The organism is Synechococcus sp. MIT2312, from assembly GCF_059772315.1.
Genome location: NZ_CM186281.1, coordinates 1,337,996 through 1,351,303, shown reverse-complemented (window position 1 = coordinate 1,351,303; position 13,308 = coordinate 1,337,996). Strand labels below are relative to the sequence as shown.

The 13,308-nt window shown below is 61.0% G+C and carries 16 protein-coding genes and 1 tRNA gene; 4 read left to right on the top strand and 13 right to left on the bottom strand.

The genetic code is table 11. From position 1 onward, the window contains the following. Positions 1 to 76: 76 nt before the first annotated feature. The 4 genes from AC6EI9_RS07930 to AC6EI9_RS07915 form a co-directional block, all read right to left on the bottom strand. Complete coding sequence (locus AC6EI9_RS07930; RefSeq protein WP_067095390.1) at positions 77 to 508, bottom strand: photosystem I reaction center subunit II PsaD; 432 nt, start codon at positions 506 to 508, stop codon at positions 77 to 79. 93 nt (positions 509 to 601) lie between these two features. Continuing rightward, complete coding sequence (locus AC6EI9_RS07925; protein WP_498469974.1) at positions 602 to 1,972, bottom strand: sensor histidine kinase; 1,371 nt, start codon at positions 1,970 to 1,972, stop codon at positions 602 to 604. 38 nt (positions 1,973 to 2,010) lie between these two features. After that, positions 2,011 to 3,285: a rod shape-determining protein RodA gene (gene rodA / locus AC6EI9_RS07920; RefSeq protein ID WP_498467252.1), complete on the bottom strand. Its 1,275-nt coding sequence runs from the start codon at positions 3,283 to 3,285 to the stop codon at positions 2,011 to 2,013. Between the two features lie 2 nt (positions 3,286 to 3,287). Further along, entirely contained in the window at positions 3,288 to 4,364 is a 1,077-nt protein-coding gene (locus tag AC6EI9_RS07915; RefSeq protein ID WP_498469973.1) for an Mrp/NBP35 family ATP-binding protein, read from the bottom strand. Between the two features lie 115 nt (positions 4,365 to 4,479). On the opposite strand from AC6EI9_RS07915, the gene hemF reads away from it, so the two are divergent. Further along, entirely contained in the window at positions 4,480 to 5,577 is a 1,098-nt protein-coding gene (gene hemF / locus AC6EI9_RS07910; RefSeq protein WP_498467250.1) for an oxygen-dependent coproporphyrinogen oxidase, read from the top strand. Here hemF and AC6EI9_RS07905 read toward each other — a convergent pair. Genes AC6EI9_RS07905 through AC6EI9_RS07895 form a run of 3 tightly spaced genes read right to left on the bottom strand, consistent with a single transcriptional unit; the run spans position 5,504 to position 7,339 of the window. Continuing rightward, positions 5,504 to 6,316 carry an N-acetylmuramoyl-L-alanine amidase gene (locus AC6EI9_RS07905; RefSeq protein ID WP_498467248.1) on the bottom strand — a complete coding sequence of 271 codons (813 nt, stop codon included), beginning with the start codon at positions 6,314 to 6,316 and terminating at the stop codon, positions 5,504 to 5,506. The genes hemF and AC6EI9_RS07905 overlap by 74 nt on opposite strands. 37 nt (positions 6,317 to 6,353) lie before the next feature. Beyond that, complete coding sequence (locus AC6EI9_RS07900; protein WP_498467246.1) at positions 6,354 to 6,908, bottom strand: cofactor assembly of complex C subunit B; 555 nt, start codon at positions 6,906 to 6,908, stop codon at positions 6,354 to 6,356. 47 nt (positions 6,909 to 6,955) lie between these two features. Next, a complete protein-coding gene (locus AC6EI9_RS07895; protein WP_498467245.1) occupies positions 6,956 to 7,339 on the bottom strand; it encodes a Pex protein in 384 nt (127 codons plus the stop codon). Between the two features lie 126 nt (positions 7,340 to 7,465). Between AC6EI9_RS07895 and AC6EI9_RS07890 the strand changes: the two genes are divergently transcribed. Then, on the top strand, positions 7,466 to 8,110 hold the full coding sequence (locus AC6EI9_RS07890) for a ribonuclease D (protein ID WP_498467243.1): 645 nt from the start codon (positions 7,466 to 7,468) through the stop codon (positions 8,108 to 8,110). A gap of 6 nt (positions 8,111 to 8,116) precedes the next feature. On the opposite strand, the gene AC6EI9_RS07885 is transcribed toward AC6EI9_RS07890, so the two are convergent. Together AC6EI9_RS07885 and AC6EI9_RS07880 are read right to left on the bottom strand one after the other, a co-directional pair. Beyond that, positions 8,117 to 8,380 carry a DUF8658 family protein gene (locus AC6EI9_RS07885; protein ID WP_498467242.1) on the bottom strand — a complete coding sequence of 88 codons (264 nt, stop codon included), beginning with the start codon at positions 8,378 to 8,380 and terminating at the stop codon, positions 8,117 to 8,119. A 43-nt stretch (positions 8,381 to 8,423) separates the two neighbouring features. Further along, positions 8,424 to 9,647: a lipid-A-disaccharide synthase-related protein gene (locus AC6EI9_RS07880; RefSeq protein ID WP_498469972.1), complete on the bottom strand. Its 1,224-nt coding sequence runs from the start codon at positions 9,645 to 9,647 to the stop codon at positions 8,424 to 8,426. 54 nt (positions 9,648 to 9,701) lie between these two features. Between AC6EI9_RS07880 and AC6EI9_RS07875 the strand changes: the two genes are divergently transcribed. Continuing rightward, positions 9,702 to 9,772, top strand: a tRNA-Cys gene (locus tag AC6EI9_RS07875). Between the two features lie 26 nt (positions 9,773 to 9,798). Here the strand turns inward: AC6EI9_RS07875 and AC6EI9_RS07870 are convergent. Then, a complete protein-coding gene (locus AC6EI9_RS07870; protein ID WP_498467241.1) occupies positions 9,799 to 10,311 on the bottom strand; it encodes a hypothetical protein in 513 nt (170 codons plus the stop codon). A 4-nt stretch (positions 10,312 to 10,315) separates the two neighbouring features. After that, positions 10,316 to 10,483 carry a DUF8639 family protein gene (locus AC6EI9_RS07865; protein WP_498467240.1) on the bottom strand — a complete coding sequence of 56 codons (168 nt, stop codon included), beginning with the start codon at positions 10,481 to 10,483 and terminating at the stop codon, positions 10,316 to 10,318. A gap of 49 nt (positions 10,484 to 10,532) precedes the next feature. Between AC6EI9_RS07865 and AC6EI9_RS07860 the strand changes: the two genes are divergently transcribed. Continuing rightward, positions 10,533 to 11,492, top strand: a complete 960-nt coding sequence (locus AC6EI9_RS07860; RefSeq protein WP_498467239.1) for an aldo/keto reductase — start codon at positions 10,533 to 10,535, stop codon at positions 11,490 to 11,492. Here the strand turns inward: AC6EI9_RS07860 and AC6EI9_RS07855 are convergent. Next, positions 11,480 to 12,097, bottom strand: a complete 618-nt coding sequence (locus AC6EI9_RS07855; RefSeq protein WP_498467238.1) for a DUF8655 family protein — start codon at positions 12,095 to 12,097, stop codon at positions 11,480 to 11,482. The genes AC6EI9_RS07860 and AC6EI9_RS07855 overlap by 13 nt on opposite strands. 134 nt (positions 12,098 to 12,231) lie before the next feature. Next, on the bottom strand, positions 12,232 to 13,269 hold the full coding sequence (gene purM / locus AC6EI9_RS07850) for a phosphoribosylformylglycinamidine cyclo-ligase (protein ID WP_498469971.1): 1,038 nt from the start codon (positions 13,267 to 13,269) through the stop codon (positions 12,232 to 12,234). Positions 13,270 to 13,308 lie beyond the last annotated feature (39 nt).

Below are 13,308 nucleotides of genomic sequence, written 5' to 3'. Positions count from 1 at the left end.
AAGAAGTCGTCGAAACCGACCGCCGACCATCATGCCGCTCAACAGAACGACCAGATGGATCTAAGCGAGGAGGGGATCAGGTGTCGAACGTGTCGCGGCCACTGAACTTGATCTTGGCAGGATTGGTGTTCTGGCCGATGCGGCGTGGGTTATGCCCCACCATTGCGCGACCCTCATTGACTTTCTCGGGGAAGACACCGTCCTTGGGATGCAGGAATTCAGTGTCACCACCGGGGTAGATCCGGTAAATCTTGTAGTCCTCGATCCGGGGCTTGAATTTGGTGCGCAGCTGCGTGCCCAGTGCCAGGCACTGTTCCTTGCGTGCGAAATACATGATGTTTTCGCCGGTGTTCATCACAGCAGCACCGCCGGTTGGCAGCTCGAAGACCTGATCGGTTTTGCTGCTCCAGGTGATTGCGTATTTCTCTTCAGTTAAAGCGGAATTGAGCAGGCCACCGGTGCTTCCGATGTACTGGGGAAGCTGTCCTGTCAAAGGAGTTGATGTCATGGCTGTCCTGAGGAAATCCGCATGCCGATCTGTTTGGAAAGTAGCAAATGATTCGACTCTGATTTGGTGGTCAGACCCGGACCTTCACACCCGTCAACAATGATCGGCGATCGGAAAGAACACCGTGAGCCCGCGGTCCCTGCGCTGGGTGAGGCGCCCGCCAAGGCGTTCAAGCAGTCGACGGGTTGCCGTCTGGCTCAGCTGCAGCCCACCCGTGCTGGTGTTCCAGCTGAGAACGGGCCCAAGGCTCTCCTGCGACAAGTCGTCGATGTTGGCTGCCGTGGTGGAGAGCTGATCAGGTGTTCTGGTGAGAATCTGCAGCTTCAGCCGGGCACCTGCAGGTTGAAGGGTCAACTCAAGGCTGCTTCCTGCCGGCAAGCTGCGGCTGCAGCGGTCAATCAGTCCGCCAAGCATGGGTTCCAGTCGACCTGGATCGCTCAGGACGGGGGGAAGTCCACTCTCCAGGCTCAGCTCGAGATGTAATCCCCGGCGTTGCAGCTGTTGTTCCCATCCCGGCGCCAGAAGATTCAGCATCGCTCCAAGGTCGGTGCGAGCCAGCGCGGATGAGCTATGGGGCTGCCGCTGCAGTTCGGCCGCCTGAAAAATCAGCCCGAACCGATCGATCTGCTCGCTGCATTCGGTGTCGATCTGCCGCAGGCGACCGAGCACCTGCTCTGAAAGGTCACGGCGGCGCAGCAGGGAGCGGATCAAGGTGCGGATGGTGGCCAAGGGTGTGCGCACTTCATGTGTGATGGCCTCCAGCAGCGACAGCTCCGCATCCTCATCTCCGTCACCATTCGCAGACTGCGCAGGAGGTGGCGAGGATTTGGGCCCCTGCGCTGTCTGCAACATGACCGTGGGCGCCATGCCAGCGAGCCGCTCCGCCAGGCGGGGCCAGAAGCGTGTGGCCAGATCGCTGCTGCTCTGCAAAGGGCCGAGTTGCCGAACCGCCTGTTGCAGTCCGTCGGCCTGCTCAGGTGCATCCAGGCGCAGACGCTGTTCAACCAGCGTCAGGGCCTGGCCAAGAATGTCGGGCTCGCTGCGCATCAGCAGCTGCCGCTGCCCCTCCTCGCCATGGAGGGCCAGTGCCACCTGGAGCCGGCTTGTGATCACGATCAGCAGCGGATCGTGACTGTCGGACTCTCTCAAGGGCAAGCGCTGGAAGTGCTCGTTGGATGTGGCCGATGGGACAGGGCTCTGTCTGGCATTGAGGCGATCCGGTGGAAGCAGGGTTGATCGCTCGGCGGCACTCAGCACATCCAGGGCCTCAGGTGCCCAGACCCAGCCCTGAAAACGCTGAAGCAGATCGGGGGCATAAAGGGCTGGTAGCGGTGCCGCCAGCCAGATGCCTGCGGCAGTGTTGTCTTGGATCTCCAGCAGATCCTGCAGCACTTCCAAGCCACCCCACCACAGCCGTCGGGCATTGGTGTCGCTGGCCTGGCCGGGAGGGACGCCCGTCGCCATACAGGCCTGAATTGACTGCAGCAGCGGTGTGGAGTCCTTCAACGGATCAGAGCTCGCCTTGCACGTCTCGCCACGGACAGGCACAAGCCAAGAGCGATGAAATTCACCACCATGGCGCTGCGTCCGTAGCTCATGAAGGGCAGTGGAATGCCGGTCACGGGCCCAAGGCCGATGGTCATGAAGATGTTCACCACAACCTGGAACATCAGCATCGTGGCGACGCCGATCACCACCAATGATTCGAAGTCGGTCCGAGCTTTTCCTGCCACCTGAAGCATGCGCCCCATCAGTAGTGCGAAGCCAACCACCACCAGAATTGTGCCCACGAATCCCAGCTCCTCACCCAGCGCACTGAAGATGAAATCGGTGTGCTGCTCGGGGATGAAGCGCAGCTTGGTGAGTTGTCCCTGCAGCAGGCCAGTGCCGAACAGTCCTCCGGAACCAATTCCCACAGTGCTCTGCAGGAGGTGATAGCCACCACCCAAGGGGTCCTTGGTGGGGTCGAGAAACAGCACCAGTCGGTCGCGCTGATAATCCTGCAGGCCGTTGGCCCAGAGCCAGGGAGTCACCAGTGCAGCTGCGCTCTGAACGGCCAGGACTAAAGCCAGCGCGACTTTTTTCCATGGCAGAGATCGGTAGGCGATGCCCAGTGTGAATGGGATCCAGGCGGCCAGTCCCCAGGGGAACAGTCCAGCGAGCAGCGCCGTGATCAGTGGGGAGAGCAGCAGAACCAGCCACTCAAAAGGCATTCCCGACCAGTAGAGCATCGTTAACAACAGCGCCCCGAACACCAGCGATGTGCCTAGATCGGGCTGGATGAACACCAGCACCCAGGGGAGTGAGATCACGCCCAGTGGCCTGAGCAGATCCACCGGACGTTCAACAGGGTGTCGGTCCAACACCGCTGCCAGCAGCAGGATTGCAGCCAGCTTCGCAAATTCGGAGGGTTGCACATGAACGCCCCCGATGCTGATCCAGCGTTGTGCGCCCAGTGCTGTGGTACCGATCATGCGTACAGCGACCAGGCTGATCACGGTGAGTCCGTAAATGGGGACTAGCAGGGGGCGGAGTCGCAGCAGCGACAGCCTCGCCAGCAACAGTGCGATCCCCACGCCGACAGCGGCAGTGATCCAGTGGTGATACCAGTCCGCGTAATCGGCCTGACGTTGCGTGCTCGCGATCAGAAGTCCAGCCACGGCCACCATGGCCAGCGGCACTCCCCACAGAATCCAGTCCCGCTCGCCTCTGCGACCCCGCCGTTTGTCGGGCCTTCTGAACAGAGGTTGTCCACTGAGGCCGACTCCGGACACCATGATCAGGCTTCGTTGGTCACCATCGGTGAGAGACGATCTGCCAGCGCCAGAAATGTCTTGGCGCTCACTGAGTCGGGCTTAGACAAGGTGATCGGCCTGCCCTGATCGCCGCCTTCCTGGACAGGCATCTCCATGGGGATTTGGGCCAGCAGGGGGACGTCGAAGGCATCGGCCAGGGTCTGGCCACCGCCTGAGCCGAACAGGGCATATCTGCGATCGGGCTGGTCTGGCGGAATGAACGCGCTCATGTTTTCGACCACACCCAGCACTGGGATGCTCATCTGACGGAACATCGCCAATCCACGACGAGCATCCTGAAGGGCCACTTGCTGGGGGGTGGTCACGATCACCACACCGGCCATCGGCACAGCCTGGGCTAATGACAATTGGGCATCGCCGGTGCCAGGCGGCAGGTCAACCACCAACACATCGCGCTCTCCCCACTGCACTTGATAGAGAAACTGGCGAATGATCCCGTTGAGCATGGGTCCGCGCCAGATCACGGGCTGGTTCTCTTCAATCAGCAGACCCATCGACACCATGGCCACGCCGCAGGTCTCGATCGGCTGCATGCACTGGTTATCTCCACTGCCGCTCACCTCAGGCGTACGGTCAGCCACCCCGAGCATGGTTGGGGCATTCGGACCATAGATGTCGGCATCCAGAAGCCCCACCTTCAGCCCGCGCACGGCTAAGGAACAGGCCAGATTCACCGCCACCGTGCTCTTGCCAACCCCACCCTTGCCGCTGCTGACCGCGATCACGTGGCGGACACCGGGAATCGACTGTCGTTCGGCGACCTGGCCGTGGCCTGCCTGTCCGATCCCTCCCTGGGAGGGTGGTTGCCCCAGTTCGATCTGGACATCGTCGATGCCCTCCAGTTGCAGGAGTCGCTGCCTCGCACCGCTCACGATCTGATCACGCTGGTTCTGGGCGAATCCCGGCAGGTTCAATCGGATCACTGCCCGTGGAGGTGCCACCCGCACCTGGTCGAGCCAGCCGAGGTCCAGTAGGGAACGGTCACTTCCCGCATCGCGGAGGTCGCTGAGCGCCTGAGTGGCCTGTTCCGCAGTGGTCATGCGTCCCATTCGATGGCTGGATCCTAGGGGCGCTTTTCCATGACAGTCCTTCACACGGACTTGTCGGAGACGGTGCTGGGCTGAAATGGTCAGGAGTTCACCGACACTGTCGACCATGGTCCGTTCCCTGATTAAGCGTCTGAAGGGCCGGATGCTCGGGGCCATGCCCTCGTCTGCGGCTGTTTCGGGAGAGCGTCCCCCCGCCGACTCCCGCGATCGTGCCCGTGCGCTGGTGATGGGCCTTCAGGATGAGATCTGCTCAGGCCTCGAAGAGATCGATGGTGTTGGCAAGTTTCAGGAAGAGAGCTGGGATCGGCCAGAAGGAGGAGGTGGGCGTTCCCGCGTGATGCGTGAAGGTCGCATCTTCGAACAGGGAGGCGTGAATTTCTCTGAAGTGCACGGCAAGGAACTGCCTCCTTCAATCCTCAAACAGCGTCCCGAGGCCAAAGGGCATCCATGGTTTGCCACCGGCACCTCCATGGTTCTGCATCCCAGAAATCCATTCGTTCCGACCGTGCATCTCAACTACCGCTATTTCGAGGCTGGACCGGTCTGGTGGTTCGGAGGTGGCGCTGATCTCACGCCTTACTACCCCTTTCTGGAGGATGCACGCCATTTTCATCGCACCCATCAGCAGGCTTGTGATTCAGTCGATGAGCGTCTCTACCAGGTGTTCAAGCCCTGGTGTGACGAGTACTTCTACCTGAAGCATCGCCAGGAGACCAGGGGGATCGGCGGCATCTTCTACGACTACCAGGACGGGTCTGGGCGTCTTTACCGCGGCCAGGACCCTGAGGGCCCAGCTGCTCGCAAAGCGGCGGAGATCGGTTCAGTCAATCTTTCCTGGGAGCAGCTGCATGATCTGGCGAGGGCCAACGGAACAGCATTCCTCCCTGCCTACACGCCGATTATCGACAAGCGCAATGGCCTCGCTTACGGAGACCGTGAGCGTCACTTCCAGTTGTATCGACGGGGCAGGTATGTGGAATTCAACCTGGTCTGGGATCGCGGAACAATCTTCGGGTTGCAGACCAATGGCCGCACGGAATCGATCCTGATGTCTCTGCCGCCTCTGGCTCGCTGGGAATATGGCTATCAGGCCGAGGAGGGGTCTCGTGAGGCCCTTCTCACGGATCTGTTCACCCGTCCACAACATTGGTTCGACGATCCATCGCTTGAGGAACGCTGTCGTCCGCATCAGGCGGTGAACTGAGCTGCTGGGTTGCCGGGTCAGGGGCCTCCCCGATGCCCAGCTCGATGGCTTCAACGATGCGAAGGGCCAGAGCGGCAATCACCGCATCGCGACTCTGTGGATCCCGCAGCGTCCGCTCCAGCTGTCCCTCCAGTTTGCCGATCTCGAGAATGCTGATGCCTCGTCTGGGTGCGCCCAGACCACCGCGAAAGTTGATGGGATAGCGCCCGAAATTGAGGGCCAGGCTTTCGTCAATTCTTGTCGCCGGACTTCGCAGTTTGGGGATCAGGCCTGATCCGACGCCGTGGCGGCCGTAGGCATCGAAATGGATCTCCAGGGCATAACCGCCTGCGTCGTGGTGACGTCGCCCCACTGACCAGTTGGTGCGTGGATCCTCTTCATTCGTAATCGTGAGTTGATCCGGTTCATAGGACCGGATCTTGAGTCCGCGTGCCTGGCCTGTTTTCACCACGGCATCACGAACCAGCCGATTCCAGAACAGTTCATCGCGCATGCGTGCATCCATGGGGCGGGCTCCTCCCCGGTCAACAGCTGCTCCCGAAGTCCCGGCTCCCTCGATTCCCTGAGAGTCGGCATGGCCTGCCAGAACCAGAATCTCCATGGATTCAGAGGTTGTTGCTCGGCCCGTCCAGGCGGCGGGCACGCCAACCCTGACTCCCGTGAGTGGGTCGTCATCCTGAAGGTGTGGTGTCTTGGCGGCGTTTGCCATCACGACTGACAGGATGAGCCCAGCGGCCATCAATGCCGCGGGCAGGACCAGCCGTTGCGGAGTCACCTCAGATCGGTGATGTCAGCAACGCGCCATCGCTGGCTAGTTCCAGCGGATCGGCAAGGGCGAGTTCAAGGGCGATGAGCTCGTCGCGATGGGCGCGCAGGCGAAGTGTGCTGCCTTCGCCTGTCTCAGGCTCGATCAGGCGGATCTGAATCGCCTCCACTCGTTTTGCGCGACGGGTGTAGATCAATCCGGCCAAGGGTCCAAGAGTGGCCATCAGCAGAGGCCACCAGTTCAAGGATGGGTTGATCTGTCGGACGACCAGTCCAAGGCTGCCCGCGCCGACGGTTCCAAGCAGTGAAAGCAGGATTGCCAGAGCGGCACTGCTGTCAACCTGGCCTCTGTACTCCAGCAGGCAGCGATCGGCGTCCCCGCCCTGCTGGCTCCAGCCTCGTTCTTTCAACCAGGCGTCAAGGCCGTTCAGGACTTCCACCGGAGGCCGCGGTGATCGAACCTCCACAACGGTGGTTCGATCCTTGCTGGCAGCACGCAGGAAGAAGACCAGTCCAATCCCCAGCAGCGCTGTGAGCAGCAGAGTGGACGTCTGGGGGGATGGCATCCGACTAACTGCTGCCCGAACAGAGGTCTGTTCTACGTGGTCAGTGGCTAGGTGGTCAGTGGATCGTGTTCGTGAAGCCAGCGGCTCCAGGGTTCCATCAGGCGTTCAGCCTGTCCTCTGGCGTCCTGATGCAGATGCAGCATGCGGCGGGGGCGCCCCCTGCTTGGACAACGCTTGGTGTAGGAATCAAGCATTTCCTGCTGCTCGAGAAAATCGACCGCCTGATGCAGCACCGTTTCGGAGAGCCGCAGCTTGGGATGATCACTCTGCAGGCGCTGGAGCAGTCCTGAGGGGTAGCTGTCGTTCTGCAGCAGGCAGTCCAAAACCCAGCAGACCGCCAGCTCGAGATCCAGGAAGAGCGGCGGGGGCTGTTGGAAATAGTGTTCGATGTCCGACAGACAGGAGCGCGTTGGTTTGCGTTGGGTGAGCATGAAAACAAGCTGTCTCGATTTTGTCTAACTCGGTCTCGTTCTGATTTTCAAGCGCTCAGTTAAAACTCGATCGATCGCCCGCTGAGGCCAGAGTGGTTGTTGGTTGTCGTCCCTTGCTTTCCCTCCATGGCTGAGATCCCCAATGAGCCCTGCGCATTCGCAGTCTTTGACGGAGACCTGGATCAGGACTGGTATGACCGCTTCGTCCAAGCGAAGGCCCTTGCGGTCGACACCGAAGCCATGGGGCTGATTCATGGACGTGACCGACTCTGTTTGGTGCAGATCTGCGACGACAGAGACCAGGTTGCCTGTATTCGCGTTGGTCTTGGCCAGACGGAGGCCCCGCGGTTGAAGTCACTGATGGAGGCTCAGGCCATTGAGAAGGTGTTCCATTTCGCCCGGTTTGACGTGGCGGCGCTGGCCACGGGTCTGTCGATCCGAGTCAATCCTGTGTTCTGCACCAAGGTTGGCAGTCGCCTGGCACGCACCTACACCCCGCGTCATGGCCTCAAGGATCTGGTCATGGAACTGGTCGGAGTTGAGCTGGATAAACAGGCCCAGAGCAGTGATTGGGGAAGGGTTGATGAGTTGAGCGACGCCCAGCTGGCCTATGCCGCCAACGATGCCCGTTATCTGCTCCCCGCGCGCCGCCAATTGGAGGTGATGTTGCGGCGAGAGGGTCGCTGGGAGCTGGCGCAGCGTTGTTTCGCATGCGTTCCAGTGATGTCTGATCTGGATCGTTTCCGCTTCGTCAACACCTTTGAGCACTGAGCGGATTCAGTCTTCGAGCATGAAGTGTTGATCCATGGGCTCAGCCTCCAGCAGGGTGTCCAAGTTGCTGCCTGCTGAGCCCCCGGCCTGTTCAGCCCTCGCTGCGTCAAGCAGGCTTGCTGCCGCCGCCATTCGGGTTTCCGCATCCCGTGCGCCATTCTGAGCCGCCTTTTGCTCGACCCGGCGGCGAGCGGAGGCCTGGCTGATGCTGAGCAGGCTGGCCAGTTCCGCGCAAAGCCTCAGATAGTCGCGGTCCTGAATGGCGGCCATGGCGTTGGGAAGGAGATCCTTCGTTCTGAAGAGAAACCCAGTATCAGCGGTCGGGTGCGAGCTGGCCGATCACCTCCCGTGCAATGGCTTCGCTGCCGCCGGCCGGGCCCATCCTCTGGCGCCCGATGCGTCCCATCTCCTGCCGCAGCAGAGGGTCATTGAGAAGCTGGGCAAGCCGGCGGCCCAGCTCCTGTTCCGATTCACAGGTGCGGACGGCGCCACCGAGAAGTCGGCTCTGCCTCTCGGCAAACCCACGGGTGAACTGTGGCCCACGACCTGGCAAGGACAGGGCTGGGATTCCCAGTCCCACCATTTGTTCTGTGGCTGTGCCGGCGGTGGCAACACCTGCTTCCGCCCAAGCCGCCCACTGCTGGAATCGCCCTGGTCCAATCAGGAGAAGCACCGGACCATGCACCCAGCATTCGGCGGCTTCGAGGGCGCTGCTTGGAGGAGGGCAGCTGCGGAATCCCAGACTTTGCAGCAGTTCAGCCAGCTCGCTCTGGTGGGGGCTGGAGCCAAGGGCTGCCAGAACGGCCAGAGGCACGGGGCTTGGCATCTGCAGCAGTCCGCTGATCAGGCGGCGGAAGTTGTTCAGTGCCTCAGGCATCCGGCTGCCGCAAAGCAGCAGGATGCGTCGGCATCGCTCCAGGCTGGCGGGGGGGTCTGATGGAGCAAGCCCATCCATCATTGGGTTCCCGGGGCTGGTTGCGTTGACGCCGTGGCGGCGAAGTCCCCTTGCGGTGAGACGGTCGCGCATGGCCACCAGGCGGCAGCCACGCTGTTTCATCACATGCCATTCCCAGGGATCCCACTCGCTGCCTTTCAGTGCGTGATAGCGATCACTCAGTGCTTGCCCTGGTCCGCTGCTCCAGGTGTAGTCGCTCTTGGGAGTGCCGATGAATCCGAACGGCCGACGGGTGCTCCAGGCCATCAGCAGCGGCAGCAGGTCTCCCACGGCCAGGATTGCAGCAGTGGTCTTGCGCTCCTTCCGCAGGCAGATCCACTGCTTCCAGGTGAGCAGCGGCAGACCGGCCATGAGATCCGAGAGGAGAGCGCCCAGGCTCTGATTGCTGAATCCTCCGCTGGGAAGTCGTGCTCCCGGACCGATTTTCTGCACCCAGCCTTGTTCAATCGCGGCCTGAAAACAGTTGCCCTGGCCAACGAGAGGAAGCACCTTCACGGCCCAGGCCGGTTGCCGTCGGTGCAGCGCTTCGATGATTTTCAGTGCGATCAGATCCTCGCCGTGTCCGTTGCTGATCACCAGCAGAGCAGGGGCGGTCTCGCTGATACGATCCGCCAGTGGAGCGGATTTGCTCCGAGTGGCGGCATGGCCAAGTGGTAAGGCAGAGGATTGCAAATCCTTTATCCCCAGTTCGAATCTGGGTGCCGCCTTCGTTCTCATCACACGGTCTGGATGATCAGAGTTGTGCTTCGGCACTGACCTGTCCCCCTGCTGGTATGTCGGCACGACAGAGAATGCGTCCTGCACGGACGCTGCAGTTCCCCTGGCTCACAGCCCAGGCCTTCGGCAATCCTCCAGCTAGCCCATCGGCGTCATAGTTCGCTTCGGAAACACTGTTGATCCTGCCTTGCCAGTTGGCTGTTATGAGCCGGCAGTTGCCACGGCTGCAGTTCAAAACGGGCGATGTTGACAACTCAGACACCACGAATGTGAGCCTCTGGCTGGTTCCTGGCTGATCGCCAGCTCCAACAAAGCGGATGCTGATGATCGCCGCCGTTCTGCCATCGATCTGAATCAAACGGCAGCCACGCTTTTGCCCATTCGTTGTGAGGAAGCGGCAGTTGCTGCTTTTGGTCTGATAACGACCTGAAAAGGATTCGCGTTGACTCTGAGCAGCGAGGGGGGAGCTCAGGCCAAGCACCAGAGCGCACCCGATGGCCGCATGTTGGTGGATCAGCAGCAAGCGCATCACTTCAGTAGTCGCTGTCGGCCACGCACATGCCGATGCAGCTGATCCCGTTGCTGGCGGTGCGACCACAGTGGCAGCAGAGCACACGTTCTTCTGCAGCAGCGCTGGCTGAGTCCTGCGCGGAGACCTCATCCCGCCGATTGCGAGCTGTTTCGGCAGCAGAGAGTGACATCGCATGGACCGTACTGAAGCGATCATGGCGTGCAGCGATCCATGGCGTTGTGACAGGAATCGGATTCGGGACTTGGGCCTGGGGCAACCAACTGCTCTGGGGCTATCGCTCCGAAACAGACGATCCGGAACTGAAAGCAACGTTTGCAGCGGCTGTTGCTGCTGGACTGCAGCTCGTGGACACGGCGGACTCCTATGGCACAGGTCGATTGAATGGTCGAAGTGAAGAGCTTCTGGGTCAGTGTCTGGAGGGGCTTGAGCTTTCGTCCCGCGCCAACCTCATCGTCGCCACCAAGCTGGCTCCGTTCCCCTGGCGCCTCGGTCGTCGCGGCCTGGTGAAGGCATTTCGGGCCAGCCGGCAACGTCTTCGGGGTCAGCTCGATCGGGTTCAGCTGCACTGGAGCACAGCCCGATATGCACCATGGCAGGAACGACCGCTGCTGGACGGTCTTGCCGATCTGGTGGATCAGGGTGAAGTGCGTGAACTTGGTGTCTCCAATGTCGGCCCCCAGCGTCTGAGGCTGCTCCATGATCATCTGGCGCGGCGGGGTGTACGGCTGGCCAGTGTGCAGGTGCAGCTGTCACTGCTTGCACCAGAACCGATCAGGCCTGGCGGCATCCTCGATGTGTGCCGCAACCTTGGTGTGGAGGTCCTGGCCTACAGCCCTCTTGCTCTCGGCGTTCTGGCGCGCCGCCCTGGCTGGACACCCAGTGATGCAACGCTGTTGCGTTCAGGTCTGTTTCGGCGCCTGTTGCCGGGTTCTCTGCCTCTGCGTCAGGCGATGGCTGACATGGCGCAGGCAAGGGGGGTGAATCAGGTGCAGGTGGCACTGAACTGGTGCCGGGCTCACGGAACTTGCCCGATTCCTGGATTTCGCAGACCCGCTCAGGTGGAGGATGCCAAACAGGCGCTCCGTTGGACCCTCACACAGCAGGAGCGCAGTCGGCTCGATCAGCTCAGTCTTGAGTGTCCGGTTCGCATGCCGGACAATCCATTTCAGAGCGCTTGATCGGTTGGTTCCGGATCAGGACTGACGACCACAGGCAGGGATGATGCCTGGGGTTGCAGAGAAACAACCTTGAGTGGTGCCTTGATGGCGGGTGAAGGTTCTTCCGCCGACTGTTCGCAGGCTGAGAGTGCTTCCTGCAGCAAAGAATCGAACGTCGCGCCAGGAAGTCGGTGGCGTGCGATCTCCAGGAATGTTCGGGGCAGAGACTCTCCTGCCGCCCGGCGAACGGCGGGATTGTCCCGGCGCTGTTGTTGCTCTTCCTCGATTGCTCTCAGAAAACGATGGGTGACATCGCGCTTCGTGCAGGCCTTGATCAACGTGTCACGGTCACCCTGAACCTGCTCCAACTCGCTGATGCGACGCTCAAGGCTGAGGAGCACTTCCGAAGCTTCTTTGGTGATGTTGGCCAGTTGCCCGTCAGAGAGAAAAGGCATGTCGGCAACGAAGACCTTGCCATGGTCCTTCAGTGCAAGAAAGGTCGGTCTTGGTCCGCCTTGACGGTGAGCACCGTTTTTGTCGTATCCAGAACTGACTGGGCGTCTGGGAGGGGTTGGACCTGCCGACGAACGTCGTCGGGTCGTGCGCTGAGGTCTATCAAATGGCATGGATTACTAGGGCGTATGTCACGACGCATTGATCGATGCAAGATCGATCTGTCTATCTGGAGACTAACGGGGCTGAAAGGGCTCAGTGCGCTTTGTTTCTCCAGCTGTTGGAGATTGTTGGATCCAGGTCTGGTTCAGGCGGGTAAGCCGAGCACTGGGGAGTCGTCCTGTCCAGCGAAGGTCATGACCTCGCCGATGTCCCAAGCCTCGAAACCCTCTTGCTCACAGTGTTCCAGTGCAGCCTCGACCGCCGCTTCAGGAAGCACCAGGCAGTAACCAATTCCCAGATTGAAGGTATGCCAGAGATCGCGCTCCTTGATCTCTCCGTGAGACTGCAGCCAGCTGAACAGTTCCGAGCGCGGCCAGCATTCGGGGTCAACCCTGGCGATCAAGCCGTCCGGAAGGCAGCGGGGCAGATTTTCGGGAATGCCTCCGCCTGTGATGTGGGCCATGGCATGCAGCGCAGTGCCTGATTCGATCAACCGCTTGACCAGTGCCCCGTACAGATGAGTTGGTTTCAAGAGTGCCTGAATCAGAGGTTGATCGTCCGAGCCAAAGCGGGTTTCGGCCGATACGCCATTGGTCTCGAGAATTTTGCGCACCAGGCTGAAGCCATTGCTGTGCACTCCGCTGCTGCTGACACCAACGATGTGATCGCCGGCTTGAACCTGGCTGCCGTCAATCACCGCATCTTCGTCAACAACGGCGACGCAGAAGCCCGCCAGGTCGTAGCGGCCGGGAGGATAAAAGCCCGGCATCTCTGCTGTTTCGCCGCCGAGCAGCGCGCAGCCGCTCTGGCGGCAGCCATCGGCGATGCCCTCGACCACTGTGGCCATGGCATCAGGGCTCAGGGCTCCTGTTGCCATGTAATCGAGGAAAAAGAGGGGCTCGGCGCCGCTGGTGATGACGTCGTTCACGCACATGGCGACCAAGTCGATGCCCACCTCATGGTGGTTGTGATGCTCCTGCGCGAGTTCAAGCTTGGTGCCAACGCCGTCGGTTCCCGACACCAGCAGTGGACGTTTCAGACCTTGCGGCAGGCGAATCATGCCTCCAAAGCCGCCCAGCCCGCCGACCACCTCAGGACGATGAGTCGCTTCGACACCGGTTTTGATCCGCTGCACGAAAGCTCGCCCAGCTTCAACATCCACACCGGCGGCTCGGTAGTCCATCAGCAGCAGTAGTTCTGCCCTGATCCTCTCCCCTCGTGA

Excerpts from the sequence above, each read along its gene's own strand:
- AC6EI9_RS07865 (WP_498467240.1), bottom strand. The coding sequence starts at position 10,483 with ATGTCACTCTCTGCTGCCGAAACAGCTCGCAATCGGCGGGATGAGGTC.
- AC6EI9_RS07885 (WP_498467242.1), bottom strand. The coding sequence starts at position 8,380 with ATGGCCGCCATTCAGGACCGCGACTATCTGAGGCTTTGCGCGGAACTG.
- AC6EI9_RS07890 (WP_498467243.1), top strand. The coding sequence starts at position 7,466 with ATGGCTGAGATCCCCAATGAGCCCTGCGCATTCGCAGTCTTTGACGGA.
- AC6EI9_RS07905 (WP_498467248.1), bottom strand. The coding sequence starts at position 6,316 with ATGGCCGCTGGGCTCATCCTGTCAGTCGTGATGGCAAACGCCGCCAAG.
- AC6EI9_RS07855 (WP_498467238.1), bottom strand. The coding sequence starts at position 12,097 with ATGCCATTTGATAGACCTCAGCGCACGACCCGACGACGTTCGTCGGCA.
- AC6EI9_RS07915 (WP_498469973.1), bottom strand. The coding sequence starts at position 4,364 with ATGACCACTGCGGAACAGGCCACTCAGGCGCTCAGCGACCTCCGCGAT.
- hemF (WP_498467250.1), top strand. The coding sequence starts at position 4,480 with ATGGTCCGTTCCCTGATTAAGCGTCTGAAGGGCCGGATGCTCGGGGCC.
- AC6EI9_RS07925 (WP_498469974.1), bottom strand. The coding sequence starts at position 1,972 with ATGGCGACGGGCGTCCCTCCCGGCCAGGCCAGCGACACCAATGCCCGA.
- AC6EI9_RS07870 (WP_498467241.1), bottom strand. The coding sequence starts at position 10,311 with ATGCGCTTGCTGCTGATCCACCAACATGCGGCCATCGGGTGCGCTCTG.
- rodA (WP_498467252.1), bottom strand. The coding sequence starts at position 3,285 with ATGGTGTCCGGAGTCGGCCTCAGTGGACAACCTCTGTTCAGAAGGCCC.
- AC6EI9_RS07895 (WP_498467245.1), bottom strand. The coding sequence starts at position 7,339 with ATGCTCACCCAACGCAAACCAACGCGCTCCTGTCTGTCGGACATCGAA.
- AC6EI9_RS07930 (WP_067095390.1), bottom strand. The coding sequence starts at position 508 with ATGACATCAACTCCTTTGACAGGACAGCTTCCCCAGTACATCGGAAGC.
- AC6EI9_RS07900 (WP_498467246.1), bottom strand. The coding sequence starts at position 6,908 with ATGCCATCCCCCCAGACGTCCACTCTGCTGCTCACAGCGCTGCTGGGG.
- purM (WP_498469971.1), bottom strand. The coding sequence starts at position 13,269 with ATGGACTACCGAGCCGCCGGTGTGGATGTTGAAGCTGGGCGAGCTTTC.